The sequence below is a fragment of the Paraburkholderia terricola genome, from assembly GCF_003330825.1.
In the GTDB taxonomy this organism is placed as follows: Bacteria; Pseudomonadota; Gammaproteobacteria; order Burkholderiales; family Burkholderiaceae; genus Paraburkholderia; species Paraburkholderia terricola.
In genome coordinates this window covers 3,919,433-3,933,112 of record NZ_CP024941.1, presented here as the reverse complement: position 1 = coordinate 3,933,112, position 13,680 = coordinate 3,919,433, and the positions used below count along the sequence as shown (strand labels likewise).

17 protein-coding genes are annotated in these 13,680 nt (G+C 61.8%); 2 read left to right on the top strand and 15 right to left on the bottom strand.

Annotated elements, in window-relative coordinates:
• Window positions 1-26 precede the first annotated feature (26 nt).
• Window positions 27-770: an alpha/beta hydrolase gene (locus CUJ90_RS17835; protein WP_114163339.1), complete on the top strand. Its 744-nt coding sequence runs from the start codon at window positions 27-29 to the stop codon at window positions 768-770.
• 106 nt (window positions 771-876) lie between these two features.
• Here CUJ90_RS17835 and CUJ90_RS32395 read toward each other — a convergent pair whose 3' ends face one another.
• Both CUJ90_RS32395 and CUJ90_RS17830 read right to left on the bottom strand, forming a co-directional pair.
• A complete protein-coding gene (locus tag CUJ90_RS32395; protein ID WP_152035355.1) occupies window positions 877-1,362 on the bottom strand; it encodes a hypothetical protein in 486 nt (161 codons plus the stop codon).
• On the bottom strand, window positions 1,359-1,622 hold the full coding sequence (locus tag CUJ90_RS17830; RefSeq protein WP_244220027.1) for a tlde1 domain-containing protein: 264 nt from the start codon (window positions 1,620-1,622) through the stop codon (window positions 1,359-1,361). The genes CUJ90_RS32395 and CUJ90_RS17830 overlap by 4 nt, the downstream gene beginning before the upstream one ends.
• A gap of 258 nt (window positions 1,623-1,880) precedes the next feature.
• On the opposite strand from CUJ90_RS17830, the gene CUJ90_RS17825 reads away from it, so the two are divergent.
• Window positions 1,881-2,351, top strand: coding sequence for a hypothetical protein (locus tag CUJ90_RS17825; RefSeq protein ID WP_114163337.1), 471 nt, complete (start codon window positions 1,881-1,883; stop codon window positions 2,349-2,351).
• A gap of 37 nt (window positions 2,352-2,388) precedes the next feature.
• Here the strand turns inward: CUJ90_RS17825 and CUJ90_RS17820 are convergent, their stop codons facing one another.
• The 13 genes from CUJ90_RS17820 to CUJ90_RS17760 all read right to left on the bottom strand — a co-directional run bounded on the left by CUJ90_RS17820 (window position 2,389) and on the right by CUJ90_RS17760 (window position 13,634).
• Window positions 2,389-3,429, bottom strand: a complete 1,041-nt coding sequence (locus CUJ90_RS17820; protein ID WP_114163336.1) for a phage late control D family protein — start codon at window positions 3,427-3,429, stop codon at window positions 2,389-2,391.
• Window positions 3,426-3,851, bottom strand: coding sequence for a phage tail protein (locus CUJ90_RS17815; RefSeq protein ID WP_114163335.1), 426 nt, complete (start codon window positions 3,849-3,851; stop codon window positions 3,426-3,428). Before CUJ90_RS17815 ends, CUJ90_RS17820 begins: the two co-directional genes overlap by 4 nt.
• A gap of 14 nt (window positions 3,852-3,865) precedes the next feature.
• Complete coding sequence (locus tag CUJ90_RS17810) at window positions 3,866-6,466, bottom strand: phage tail tape measure protein (RefSeq protein WP_208645228.1); 2,601 nt, start codon at window positions 6,464-6,466, stop codon at window positions 3,866-3,868.
• 2 nt (window positions 6,467-6,468) lie between these two features.
• The gene (locus CUJ90_RS17805; RefSeq protein WP_114163333.1) at window positions 6,469-6,588 is read right to left on the bottom strand and encodes a GpE family phage tail protein; all 120 of its coding nucleotides are present in this window, start codon (window positions 6,586-6,588) and stop codon (window positions 6,469-6,471) included.
• Between the two features lie 32 nt (window positions 6,589-6,620).
• Entirely contained in the window at window positions 6,621-6,905 is a 285-nt protein-coding gene (locus tag CUJ90_RS17800; protein ID WP_114163332.1) for a phage tail assembly protein, read from the bottom strand.
• Between the two features lie 74 nt (window positions 6,906-6,979).
• The gene (locus CUJ90_RS17795) at window positions 6,980-7,489 is read right to left on the bottom strand and encodes a phage major tail tube protein (RefSeq protein WP_114163331.1); all 510 of its coding nucleotides are present in this window, start codon (window positions 7,487-7,489) and stop codon (window positions 6,980-6,982) included.
• 17 nt (window positions 7,490-7,506) lie between these two features.
• Window positions 7,507-8,679 carry a phage tail sheath protein gene (locus CUJ90_RS17790; RefSeq protein WP_114163330.1) on the bottom strand — a complete coding sequence of 391 codons (1,173 nt, stop codon included), beginning with the start codon at window positions 8,677-8,679 and terminating at the stop codon, window positions 7,507-7,509.
• 61 nt (window positions 8,680-8,740) lie between these two features.
• Window positions 8,741-9,610, bottom strand: a complete 870-nt coding sequence (locus CUJ90_RS17785; RefSeq protein WP_114163329.1) for a tail fiber assembly protein — start codon at window positions 9,608-9,610, stop codon at window positions 8,741-8,743.
• Window positions 9,611-9,621: 11 nt separating this feature from the next.
• Window positions 9,622-11,190 carry a phage tail protein gene (locus tag CUJ90_RS17780; RefSeq protein WP_114163328.1) on the bottom strand — a complete coding sequence of 523 codons (1,569 nt, stop codon included), beginning with the start codon at window positions 11,188-11,190 and terminating at the stop codon, window positions 9,622-9,624.
• Between the two features lie 3 nt (window positions 11,191-11,193).
• On the bottom strand, window positions 11,194-11,736 hold the full coding sequence (locus CUJ90_RS17775; RefSeq protein WP_114163327.1) for a phage tail protein I: 543 nt from the start codon (window positions 11,734-11,736) through the stop codon (window positions 11,194-11,196).
• Entirely contained in the window at window positions 11,729-12,643 is a 915-nt protein-coding gene (locus CUJ90_RS17770; protein ID WP_114163326.1) for a baseplate J/gp47 family protein, read from the bottom strand. The genes CUJ90_RS17775 and CUJ90_RS17770 overlap by 8 nt, the downstream gene beginning before the upstream one ends.
• Window positions 12,640-13,002 (bottom strand): GPW/gp25 family protein, encoded by a 363-nt coding sequence (locus CUJ90_RS17765; RefSeq protein ID WP_114163325.1) that lies wholly within the window; start codon window positions 13,000-13,002, stop codon window positions 12,640-12,642. Before CUJ90_RS17765 ends, CUJ90_RS17770 begins: the two co-directional genes overlap by 4 nt.
• Entirely contained in the window at window positions 12,999-13,634 is a 636-nt protein-coding gene (locus CUJ90_RS17760; protein WP_114163324.1) for a phage baseplate assembly protein V, read from the bottom strand. Before CUJ90_RS17760 ends, CUJ90_RS17765 begins: the two co-directional genes overlap by 4 nt.
• Between the last annotated feature and the right edge of the window lie 46 nt (window positions 13,635-13,680).

The window sequence follows — 13,680 nt, the reverse complement described above, 5'->3', positions numbered from 1 at the left end:
CAGCCGCGTTGGAGAATAAGAAAACAATGGAACAGAAATTTACGGGAGACATCGGGCAGGTTGCTGGCCGCGATGTCAAGTCGAATAGCGCGCAGTCAAGCGTGAACGTCCATATTCACAATGGACCGAAAACGAAATACATCAGTGATCGTCAGCGCCGCGCGATTGCGCACAAGGTTTATCAAATCGAAGCCAAGACGGGCACGGACAAGCTGATGGTGTATCGGCGACTGATGGCCGTGTTCAAGTTTTCGAGCATGGATGAGATGCCGCATGACTTATACGAGCGTGCTACCTCCTACCTCAACACGTGGTTGCGCAACGGCACAACCGATCAGCCGTCAGTCAAGGCGAAAACACAGAGACCGGCGCAGTCAACTGAAACGCGGACGCATGATGTTACGGAAAACGTGACCGCCGCTGCTGCACCTGACCGATCGAGCTTGTCGCACCAACCGGAATCCCTTGGGCCAATGCTCACAGGCACAATGGCGCCGGAAAAACCGACGCCCCCCTGGCGAGCGGTTGTTGTAGCGTGTGGGGCGGTCGCGGCGGTCGCAGCAGTGACCTACATTGTCGTGGTGCGATCGGCAGCATCCGCGCGGCCGTCTGCTGCGCCGGTTGTGGCGGAATGCGAATACGGCGGTCACCACTACTCAATCGGTAGTGTCGTGTTGCAAGCAGGCTTGCGACAGCAATGCGTTACCACGGACGAAAACGCCGCCACCTGGGAAAAACTCGGTGCAGGCCGTCGCGTTGCTGGCAAATAACGGGAACCGCAGCATCTGGCCGATTCGATGGGGGCGTCTGTCGTTGACACTTCGAATTCAATCGAAAGAGGGGGCGCTATGCACCCCCTCAGATTGAGCGATTCGTTTACGGCTTTGCCAATTCGGCCAGACATGCCCTTTTAACGCCCTGCAACGACGGGTCGCGGACCTTGGTTAAGGCCAGTTTGGCGCGTCTGATGTAGGCGGGAATGTCTTTCACCGTATCTTCGATGAACGGCACAGAACAAACACGACTGACGCCAAGCACTGGCCCATTGTCAGGGTCGATGGCAGACAGAACAGCTTTGGCATTTTTAGGGAGCGCGTAGGCCAGGCCGATTCCAAGATCCTCTGAATTTCCTCCGTCCGTTCCTTCGGCCAGCTTTGGTACAAGTGCAATCCATGCTGCACTACCGGAGTCGATATGGGTAAGGACGTTGTCCCATTCTGATTCCGACATCGTGCTGATTGTTGCCTTTGCGCCTTTGTCGTCGATCTGTTTAGCTAGAACGGAAGGACTTATTTGTGCGCTTGCATTTGCCGTCGAGCACGCCAAGGAGAGCACAAGTATGAAAACGGATGCGTGTTTCATTGAACAACCTCTAACCGACGATCGCCGCTCGCCCATATGCGATGGCGAGTTTGAACGCCCATGATGATGCAACCTTCGGATGCTGTACCCGGATGTCGCAGGCTATCGCCGTGGATCCTGAAAGCGCTTCGCCCAAACGTATTGGTGCCAGCAGCGGGGGTTAGATTGAGAGTATAGGTTCCCGTGTGAGGGGAGGCGTGGGGTTCGCCGATCCGATAATTCCCGCGTGGGATCGGCCCTATGTTGGGAACCGTCTGCATAGCTGGATTATTTTTACCTGTTGCAGCTCCGGAGTAACCGCGTTCGACGAGTTCGCCGTTAAACGAAAGGTCCCCAGTGCTTTGCTGATACGACCATGGCATAAGCGTTCCTTTTTTCAACTGTACAAGCCGTTCTCTCATTCAAAGGAGAATCGCGGGAGTGAACATTATCAGATAAACCGGCGGTCCTAAGAGCGCGCAAAAGCAGGTTATGCCATATGCATTTATCAACAGACAACCATAAGAGAAAGCTGACAAATGACACAAATAGCACGGGCCACCTGGGCGTGGATTGCCGCCGCGCTGTACTGTTTCGTACTCAACGCCAACGCGGCCGAGCTGCCTGCAGGTCTACAAAAGAGCCTGAAGCCGTTCGCGATCGTCTCAGCGACGATCGATGATGGGGTGCTGAAAATCAATATACGCAAACCAGTCGTGAAGCGCGAGGACGTATATCAGTTTGTCGTAAAGATGGGCGTGTGCTATCCGCTATGGATCGACGCGCAAAAGGGCTGGGGTTCGGCATCCATCACAAGTATTGAGGTGCGCAACGATATCGGCGCACAGGGCTATTCGTTTCAGGGCGGCCGGAAGGAGTGCGGCGAGCTTGGAAAGAGCGCGAACATGGACGCAGAGAAGAAATATATCGAGGCGCATACATGGGTATGCGTAGCGGGCAATCCTTGCCGCCCCCGCCGGCCGGGTGAAGTGACTTCCGGCGACCTCTAAAGCGAAAGGGCCAGGGCTTCGAAACCGTAACCCTTTTTCATTGCCCGCCCTTGCGGAAATGTGCGCGGTGCCGGTCGCTCGTCGGATCGTCGCGCGTCTCGAGTTCGAGGTCGCACGTATAACCGCCGTTGCCGTCGATCTCGTGCCGCACCTTTTTCACAAGCCATGATTCGGCATCGATATCGGGCTTGAATCCATTCAGATAAACGGGCACTTCGGGGTAGAGGTCGGGCCGGCCGAGCGCGAGGTTATAGGTCATCGTCGCCTGGCTGCGTTGCGTGCGGTTCAGTTCGGCCGTTGCCGCCGCGCGTGCCTCGGCTTCGGTCGGGTAGGTTTCCGGCAATACCTTCGCATTGTGATTATCTTCGCCGCCGACGACGACCGACTTGCGTTTCGCGCGACCGGTCGCGTGATAGAACGCCCGCACGCTCGCATAGTTCTCGCGCTCCGATACGTGATAGCGATGCCGGTCGCCTTCCTTGCGCGTCAGCTCGATCGCCGTGAGCGCCTTGCCGCTTACGCTCGTGCCATGTCCGATTGGCACGAAAAGCAGGTGCGTATCCTTCACGTTCATCACGGCGTCGTAACGCTTCGCGAGGCGCGTGAGAAACGACATATCCGACTCGTGCGTTTGATCGATGTGCGCGATCACGATTTTCGCGAGCGCGTCGGCGATCGCCGGCTTGAGTCCATGCGAGCCGGCGATCTTGCGCACGATCGCGCCGATCGTCTCGCCGTGCCAGCTCCTTTCCTTTCGCTCGCCGAGGCCTTTCGTCATCGAGGCCGATCGCGCCTGAATGGTGAGCATGTCCGGGGAGCCCGCGTGTTCGATTTCGTTGATCGTGAATGAGCCCTTGTCGACGAGGCCGGTGTCGGACCATCCGAACGCCACGCGCACGACTTCGCCGCGCTTCGGGAGTGCGAGCTTTCCATCGGCATCGTCGAGCGTGAGCATCAGCGTATCGGCTTCGTCCGAACGCGACTCGTCGAGCGACAGGTGATTCAGGCGCGGCGATATCTTGCTCGTGAGGTCTTTGCCGTTGAGCGTGATTTGATAGATCGGTGTCGGCTGCTTCATTGCGCCTTGTCCTTCGCCGGCTCGGTTTTCGTTTTCACGAGGCCATCGTCGACGCGCGTGAGGTTCAGCGTGAATTCGACGCGCCTCGGCGTGCCGTCCTTCTGGTGAAGCGATTGCCCTTCGTCGAGGCCTTCGATCACGAATGCGCCGTACACCGTGCCCGTACCGTCGACGAGCGCATAGGCGTCGCCTTCGTCGGCCATCGTGCGCAGCTCGTCAAGCGACGAGAGCTTGCCGATACCTTGATCGGGGGCAAACCAGCCCGTGAGCGTGATCGTGTCATCGCCGGGGCCGGTGAATTGCCGCGCGTTTCGGCCGCCGACGCGCGACGTGCTCGCGTGCTTCCAGCTCGTGCGCCGTTGCAGCTCCTGATAGGCCAGTGTCGACAGACTGAAAACGAACTGACCGAGCGACATCATCATCGTTTCTTTCTCCGTTAATCAGACAGGCGCGAGCTAACGCGCGAGGCCTTCTTGCGTTCGATATCGGCGAGCACCTTGCGAATCCGCGTCTCGATTTCGTCAGCGCCGCCGGCGGAAATCTGAAAGATGTAGGTGTCGCCGCCGGCCGCCGATGCGCCGCCGGCCGATTTTCCGGCCGCTGGCGGGGCTTGCAGGGCAGGGCGGGTATCGATTGCCACGCCGGGGCCGCCGGCGGACGTGCCGGCGGCCTGTACGCCGTGCGCCGCGAACGAGGTCGCGGCGAGCGTCGCGAGGCCGACCGCGGCTTTCGCGATGCGGCCTTGCTCGCCTTCCATGCCGAGCGCCGCGCCTTGCGTGATGAAGCCGCCTAGCTCGCCGAACACGCGCGACGGGCTATGAATGCCGAGCTTTTCCTTGAACCATCCGACCGTGCTACTCGCGACGTTTGTGATCGCGGCCTGTACCGCGCCGAGGCCGCTAGTGATGCCGTTCACGAGGCCGGCGATCAGGTTCGAGCCGAATTCGGAAAACTTCGCCGGCATGTCGATGCCGAACCATGACAGCACGCCCGCGAACGCCTGATAGAACAGGCCGAGCGGGGACCAGTTCACGATAAGCGCGCCGATGCCTGAAATGCCGTCGGCGAACGCCTGTTGAATCTGCGCCCACAGGCCGCCGAAGAATGCCTTGATGGGTTCCCAGTAGACATAGATTGCGAGCGCCGCCGCCGCGATCGCGGTGATCGCAAGGCCGATCGGGTTCATCAGCATCGCGCGGCCGGCGAACATCGCGGCCGACGCGAACACGCGCCATGCCGTCGCGCCGAGGCCGAGCACGCGCGCGAGAATGCCGCCTTGCATGCCGAGCGCCGTCATGCTGAATTTGACGATAGCGAGCGGGCCGAGCACGCCGGCGAGCATCACGACGAGAGCGCCGCCGGCCGTCAACAGCAGCGCGACGCCGGCCGCGACTTTCATCAGGCCGTTAGCGAGCTTCGGATTGTCGCGCGCCCATTCGCCCAGGCCTTGCGCCATGTCGCCGAGCCATCTGACAACGCCTTTCATTTCAGGCGCGATCGATGCGCCGAACGCGACGAGGGCATTCGTGAAGGTGCCGGTCGCCGCGTCCCACAGGTTCTTAAGCGTGCCGAGCTGCTTGTTTACCCGCTCCTGCATCGAGGCCTGTGCGGCCATCTTTGCCCGTACTTCGTCATAGCCGGCCTTGCCCTTCTCGATCATCAGCGAAACAGCCTGGAGCGTTTCGGAGTCGTCCCCGAAAATCTCCTTCTGCACGGCCAGGAGCTTTTGCGTATCGAGTCCCTTGAGCTTTGCCAGCTCCGCGAACATCTTGTCAAGCCCGCCGAATTCGCCCTTGCCGTTCGTGAAGTCGAGGCGTCGAGCGGGCGCGAGTGTCTTGTTAGCCTTCGCGACCTTCTTGCCGTCCATGCCAAGCTGGAACACCTTGCGGAATGCGTTGCCGGCCGAGCCGCCGATCAGGTTGGATTGGTCCGCCATTACCAGCAAGGGCGCGAGCACTTTCGCACCTTCGAGACCCTTCTGCTTGATGGTGTCCATCGCCGGGCCGAGCTTGGAGAACGCTTCGAGCATGTTGTTATCGTCGACGCCGAGCATGAACGTTTTCTGGATAACGTCAGTCAGCGACAGCATGTCTTTCTCGGTCGTGCGCGTGGCGTCCTGTAGCTTCGCCGTGAATTCGGCCGCCGCCTCGGGCGTTTTCTTGAGCTGCACGGCGAGATAGGCGGTCGCCTCGCCCATGCCGCCGAGGATCGTTTCGGGCTGGATGCCCTGGCGCACGAGCATCGTCATCATGTTCTGGAAATCGGCAGTCGTACCGGGCAGGCGGTCGCCGAGCTTCATCGCGAGCGTATTGATCTTTTCGAATTCCGGGGGGACTACGCCGCCCGCGCGCATCATGGCGCTAGATAGCTGCGTTGCCGCTTCCTCGGCCTGAGCATAGGCCGCGATCGGAAGGAACGTTGCAGCGCCGACGACAGCGCCGCCGGCCATCATCTTTGCGCCGGTGCCCGCCATCGAGCCGGCCAGCTCCTTCGTCTTGTTCATTTTCTCGCGCGCCTCGGCGAGCCGCTTCGTGCGAGTGGTGAGGTCGGCGAGCTTGTTTTGCTGCGTCGTCATCACGCCGATTGTCGCGGCCATGCTCGAACGCAAGTCGCGCTCATGCTGAGACAGATTGCGCGTGTCGATGCCGGCGCCCGCGAGGCGATCGCGCAGCGCCCGCACCTTGTCGGCCTGTTTCTCGTGCTCGGCGGTGAGCTGCGCGGCCGTGCGCTTCGCTCGCTCAAACTCCGCGACCATCTGTTTTGTCGGCGAGTCGGTCGAGCCGATCGTGCGGGCCAGCTCGGCGACGCGCGATTGCGCGCCCTGCATGTCGCGCTTGGTGCCGTTCAGGCCGACGCGCATTTCGCGAAACGCGGCCACGTCCTTTTGCGTGCGTTGCAGCTTGTTGAGTTCTTCGCGCGACTCTTTGAGCGACTTCGCGAGGCCCTTGTTACCGTTGAGGATGTTTCGCAGGGGCTTCGTTGCGCCGTCGACCATATCGAACAGCACGCGCAATTTCAGGTCGTTACCGTTTGCCATCGTTATTCGCTTCCATACGGCGAACGCACGCGCGCTCGCTCGCGCCAGTCGGCCAGCTCGGCCAATGTCAGATCGTCCATATCGCGCCGTGTCCAGTGAAACACGGTCGCGATATCGGCCATCGCTTCTTCAACGCGGTCGGGTATGCCGTTCTCTAGCTCGCCCGCTTCGGCAGCAAAAAAGATGCGAACGCCACCCCCAATTGCACGAGGTCGGCGGGGTCGAGCTGCTGCACATCAAACTCGGTGAGCGTCGGCGACGAGATACGCGGCAACACCTTGCCGAGTGCGTCGACGTCCAGATTCACGAGCGCATTGAGCGACGTGCCGCGCAGCTCGCCGGCGGCCGGCTTGCGCAACGTGATTTCGTTGATTACCTGTTCGCCGCGCGTGATCGGCGCATCGAGGGTGATGGTGTTCGACTTGGCTTGTTCGGTCATTTCTTTCTCTGTTCAGATTGGGTATTTGATGCCCGCCCGGTGAGTGACCAGGCGGGGAAGGGGACATGCTTGCGTTACAGGCTGATTGCCTTGCGCAGATCGGCCAGCAGGTCTTCGCCGTTGACGTTTTCGACCATGTTGATGAGGTCGATTTCGATCACGGTTTCGCCGTTGATCGTCAGCTTGTAATAGCTGCAAGTCGTCGAAACTTTGAAAGCGGTGTCGTCGCCCGGCTTTCCGTTGCCGAAATCGAGTTCCTTGTGACGGCCGCGCACGACGATCTCGATAGAGTCGTGCTTCGTCGAGTCCTCGGCGCGGTATCCGCCGGCAAAGCGCAGTTGCACGCCGTCATGCTTGGTGATGCCGTATTGCGCGCATACCGATCGCATGAACCCGCCCGCCGTCCATTCGAGCACGATGCCCTCTTGCCCCTGGTCGATATCGATCGGGCCATTCATGCCGCCCCCGCGATAAGCCTCCATCTTTCGCGTCAGCTTTGGGGGCGTGATTTCCGTAACCTGACCGGCGAAGTTTTCGCCGTTCTGGAACAGGTTGAAGTTCTTGAGTTTCTTCGGCAATGCCATGTTTGTTTGCTCCTTGGTTAGGCCGTGACGCGTGCGGCGAAGTCCATCAGATAGCGGTCGGTGATGCGTTGGCGCAGCATCAGGTTTTCGAGCGGGGGAACCGGCGTGTAGTCGTAATCAATCGCGAGCTTGCCGGCCTTGAGCGTGTCCTTGTCGTTCGCGCTATCGTCATACCAAGCCGAGCCGCCGATCAGATAACCATTCGAAACCAGCTCCCGGAATTTCGCGTTGATGCTTTCGATAATGTCGCGCACGATCGACGGGTGCAAATCCACGTCGACGTACAGCATGTGGGCCTCGGCCATCGTGTCGGCGAGCACTTGCGCGGTGCGCGTGTAGTTCTCGAATGCGAACAGCGGATCAACGGAACAGGTACGCGAACCCCAGAAGCGATAACCGTTCGAGTTAATCAGCGTCGTCACGTCCTGTTCGTTCAGGTAGCCGGCATCGGTCGCGGGGTCTTGCAAATCCCAAAACACATCGCGGCTAATGCCCGTTACGCCGTTAATGCCGACATTCGATAGCGTCTTTTGCCAGCCCCTTTCTCCGTCGAGCTTCGCGCGCAGTCCGAGCGCGATCGCCGTCGCGTCGATCGTGGTCGACGCGTTCGCGGTCGTATCCCATCCGAGGAAGTCAGGCCACAACACCATCAGCTCGCGTTGGCTGAATTGCTTGCGGTACGTGGTCGCCGCTTCCTTGGTTTCCGCGCCATTCGCCGAGATGTAGCCAAAGCCGCGCAGCTTCTGTGCGAGCGCGCCGAGGGCCGTCGCGACGGGTTGCGTATCGAGGCCCGGTGCGCCGAGAATCCGCGGCTTGATGCCGAGTTTCGATTGCGCGGCGAGTAGCGCCTGCATGCCGGTGTAACCGCCGCCGACCGCCGTTGTGCCGATCACGTTACTCGTCGTCGCCGCATCGTCGACGCCTTCGGAAACACGCACGACGACAGTGACGGGCTTCGCCTGTGCCGACATGGCTTCGAGCGTGCGCGCAAGCGTGCCCTTGTCGCCGGCCTTGCCGATCGCCGATTGAATGTTCGTCAGCAGCACGGGCGTATCGAGCGGGAACATTGTTGCGTCTGCATCGAGGCCGGTTGCGACGAGGCCGACAACGGCCGTCGACACGGTGCGAATCGGGCGCGTGCCTTCGTTAATTTCGAGTACGCGCACGCCGTGGTGGTAATCAGTTGCCATATGAATTCCCGTTTAAAAAGGGCAGTGAAAGGGCGGGTTGCAGCTCGCGACGCTTTCGGCGTTACGCGGGGTCGGCCGGGGTTTCCGGCGCGGGTTCGTTGCCCGGTTCCGTAGCAATCGGCGGGATTGCCGGCGGGGGCGTATACGGCGCAGGTTCGGCGGGCCATGTAACGGCGGCCGGGAACGTTTCGCGATTGATCGCGGCCGTCAGCTCGATTTGATAGAGCGACCACGCCTGATAGTTGTAGTGATCCTCGGCCGACAGCTCGCCGGCCGCGTCCGCGTCGGCCTTCCCATCGGTAAACGCTTTCGCCTTCGCCATGCGGGCGTCAAACTCGGCCATCGCAGGGCCGCTCGCGACTTCGAACGATGCCGGCTCGGCTGGCCAGCTCACGGCGTCGGGGAACCCTTCACGCTGGATCGCACGCACAAGGTCGAGCTGATACGCGGACCATGCGCGGAAGTAATACGCCTCCTCGCGCGAGAGCAGGCCGGCCGCATACGCGTCGGCCTTGCCCGCGTTCATTGCTCGGGCATGCGCCATGCGCACATCAAAGTCGGCCATCGCAGCGGCGCGCACGCGTTGCGCGACGATTGCCGGGTCGATCGCCCATGCGCCATCGCGAAACGTGTAGTCATCCGAGGGGCGCGGCGTTTCGGTCAAGCCTTGCTCGGCCGGCGTGATGCCAGCGACGAGGATTTCGGCCGGCTCGCCGGTCGACTGGCGATAGAGCATGCGGCCGCGATAGTCGGGCAGCAGCTTCCACGCGCCGTCGCGATAGAAAGGCCACGTCAGCGGCAGGCGGGCCGGCAGCTCGTCGACAGTGCTGAATGCGGGCACGAGCCAGCGGTCGGCATTCAGGGGGTCGAGGTCGGCCAGGCGGCTGGAAATGTATTGGCCGGTCACTGCGTCGTATTGATGAATCAGCATGGTTCAGATCCTTAGTAAGCGCGAATCATTGCGAGCATGGCGACGTTGCGCGGCCGTGCTTCGTTGCCGCCGTCAGCGTTGACGGTGATCGTGTGCGAGTGATTGCCAGCGCCGCCGATGCCTACGTTGTGCCCGTGCGTGCCGGCTCCATCCGTGTCGAAACTGTGTGCGTGCGCGCCCGCGCCATCCGTGTACGGATTGACGGGGTTATCGATGGAGAAATTGCTACTTGCGCCGCCCCGGTCGGTGTCGCCGGCGGATTGCGGTACGGGGTAGCCCAGGCGGTGGCTGTGATCGCCGCTCGCGTAGGTGCTGCCGTGGTGCCCGTGCCAGCCTTGCGAATCGGTCCATGCGGAATGAACGTGATCGCCGACAGCGGCAGCGCTCGCGCCGTGGGCGTGTGAAACGTTCGAGAAACTTTGAAAGGTGCCGATTGCGCGGTTCGCATCAGCGCCGCGCGCGTCATCCCAACAGCGAATGAATTCGCCGCGCAGCTCGGGCAGGCGAAAGGTCGTTGCGCCGTTGCCTGACGAGAAACAGCCCCAGTTGTTCGAGGTCCATGCCGCCTCGGAAACGATCGCGCCAACCGATTGCGCATAGGCCCAAAGGGCGGGATAGTCGGCGCGATTCAGTACGGCGCCGTTCAGCTTGAGATAGCCGGCTCGAACGCTTGTACGCGGCTCGAAAACGATGCGGCCGATCGAATCCGATGCGATCGCCGCGACTACCCATTCAGTCGTCGCGACGCGCTTCGATACGTCGCCGGCGGCCGGCGTTTGCGCGGTGATGAGGCCGGCGACTTGCACGAGGCCGACGCCGTCATCAACGAGGCCGCCGACGAGTACCTTGCCGCCATACGGCGCGAGCGCGATCGGCTTTTTCGTCGTGTTGCCTAGGTCCATCGCTTCGAGCGTGAGGCCGTCGAAATTCTCAACGGACATAACAGCCTGGCGGGTGCCTTTGAGCGAAGCCGAGGCCATGACCGCCGGGCCGTCGACGGTGACAGACGGCGCACGCACGGGGCCGGTGAAAAGCGCGCCGGTGAGCGCCGCGTAACGGCTCGCGGCCGTCTTGGGCGTCAGTGCGCGCACGGTGTCGGTGCCGGCGTTTACTTCGTCTTGCGTCGCCAGCTCGATCACGCCTTGCCGCTCGGTCGTCGCCGGCGGATTCAGAAACGTCGCGTCGCCGAACGTCAGGGCCGTCGCGTCGATCGTCGTGAATTGAAGGTCGGCCGACAGCAGCAGCATTGCCGCCGGCGACTTCTCCATGATTGGCGTCGGTTGGCTATAGACGGCGAGCAGCACATCGTTTTCGAGATACAGGCCAAAACCGTACAGCGTGAATTGATCGTCGGTGTCGTCTTTCAACGTCACATGCACGGTGTCGGGCGCGACGTTCGCGCCGGCGAATGTCGTGATTCGCTTGCGCTCGTTCGGCATGGCGACCATGCCCTTGTCGGCGACGAAAGGAGCCGAGGCGAGGCCGATTTTTACGACTTGATGCGCGTTCGTGCCAGTGTTGCCGGGCGCGACGAGTGCAGCGCGCCCGGCGTCGGTGATGGTGATGAGAGTTCCGGCCATAGGTCAGATATCCGAGAAAGAAAGACGGCGATACAGCGCGGGTCGAACGGCCGCCGCGACGCGCTGCGTGCCCTGCATGGAAAAGCCTTGCGTGAATGAGTAGTGCGCGCTCACGGGCTTCGTGCGATCGATTTCCGCGATGATGTCGGCGACAAGTGCAGCGGTCGGCGCTTGCCCGTCCCGGCCGCTAACCGTGAGCACCACGTCGAACGTGCCGGGCACGCCGCGAGGCGTCAGCTCGAACCATTCGCGCAGGGCGATGTTTGCGCCGAACGCGGCGACGACTTCGCGAACCGCAGCGGCCGTGCCGTTCTTACGCGCGATCGGAATGGCGGCCTTCACGCGGGCGCGCTTGGTCTGTTCGGGCCAGTAGTCTTTCCATGCGTCGACGCCAAGGTGCCAGGCGAGCCACGGCAGCAGCGGCAGCGGGATCGCATCGGGGTCCATCAGCACGGCCAGCGGCGACGGAATATCGCTAATGCGTGCGCCGACGCGCGCAAGGTTGCGCTCGCGCGTGGTCGAGTTAGGCGGGAGCAGATCACTCATTGTTGTAAATGCCCCCGTCGACCAGCTCGATCGCCGTGCAATACGGCGCTTCCTGTTTCGTTGCCGGAATGTCGGCGGCCGGCTCGTCGAGCAATACCTTCTGCACCCCCGGCGCGCGCGCAGCGGCATAAACGCCGTCGAGCGTGATCGCCATGCCGAGCTTGTGCATTTCGTCGGTGTATTTCTTGACGTTCCTGTTTGCCTCGGCGAGTGCGACAGAGCGATCGGGGCCGGCGAAGAAAATGAGCGTGGCCCGTACCGCATAGCGCTTGATCGTCGCGCTCTGCACGGTCACAAAGTCGGTGAGCGGGCGCACGTTGTCGGCCGCAAGGGCGGTGCGCACCTTTTCGACGAGCGCAGCGTCGGCTGTGCCGTCGCCGGCGCGAGATAGAACCGTCACCACGACTTCTTTCGGCGCGGGGCTTACGGCAGACGCATCGAGCACGAGGCCGTCAGCGTTGCGAGCGTGCGAGATATACGCGCCTTCGGGGCCGGCAACGGAAAAGCCTTGCGGCGCGAGCTGCACGCGCGCGCGCAAGTCGGTGTCCTCTTCATAAACCGCATCGATATCGTTCGCCGGGTCGGCCGGCGTAATCACGAGGCGTTCGATCTCGAACAGCGCGGCAAGGTGTTCGAGGTCTTTACCCTTCGCATAGGCCAGCATCACGGCGCGCGCGGCGTCGTTCACGCGTTGGCGCAACACGACTTCGCGATACGCGTTTTCCTGCAAATGAATGTTCATCGGCTCCGATTCGAGCGCGAGGGCCGCCGCGACTTCGGCCTGTTGATCGGCCGGATAGAGCGCGACGAGTGCCGCCTTGCGCTCGGCGAGCAGCGTTTCATAGTCGATCGTTTCGACAATATCGGGCGATGAAAGACGCGACAGATTGATCGGCGTTGCGCTCATGCCGCACCCCCGTTACTGAGCTGCACGCGCGTCGACACGGGTTCGCCCGTCTCGGTCGTGGTGCCTTCAATGTCGACGACTTGCACGCCCGCGCCGGTATCACTCAGCTCGGTCGAGAGCTGCACGCGCGACAGACGCAAGCGCGGCTCCCATTGCATCAGCGCGGTCGCGATCGCGGCATACAGGCGAACGCGTGTCGCACCATTGTTCGGCGCGTCGACCAGCTCGGGCAGCTCGGAGCCGAAATCGCGGCGAGCGATGCGCGTGCCGATCGGCGTCGTCAGAATCTTCGCGATCGATTGATACAGGTGGTTAATACCGGCCGTTGCGCGGCCGGTCGTTGCGTTCATTCCAATCATTGCGGGTCGCTCACAAGTTGGCCGTCGCCCTGTTCGCGGTGCTTGTGCTTCGGCAGACTGATACCTTGCGACTTGACTTCGCCTGTGAAGTCAGCCGCGCCGTTGATCGTCATGGTCGAACCGGCTCCGCTTCCCTTGCCGGTCATGCCGGATTCGAAAGCGAATGCGCCTTTAACGGTCATTGCGCCCGTGACGGTCGTTGTCGTCGCGTCTAGCGTGAGGTCTTGCGTTTTCACAATCACAGAGCCGGGCACGGTGATTTCAGCGGTGCCGCCGGCGGGCAGGGTAGCTTTGAGAGAGTGGGCGGCCATGTCGTATTCGACGGTTGCGCCATCGCGATAAACGCGAACGTGTTTCGCCGGGTCAGTGCTCGGTGGGGGGAAATCTTCGGAATAGAAACCGCGCATCGCGACAGCTTGCGCAGGGTCGCCGCTCGGACAAAGCAGCATTACCCCTTCGCCGATCGAGGGCGCAAGCCACTCGATCGATTCGCCTGCGAACGGGATGAACCATTGAATCCAGTCGGTATGTAAATCGCCGCTCTCTACGCGGCATAACGCGCCGTCAACCGACTCAACGGTGCCTTTGCGTATGCCGTTTAGAAATTGGCGTGAGGATTCGTTTGCGTTCATGGCTCCATGTTGCCGAGCACGCACGCGCGAGTCGACACGCTGCGTT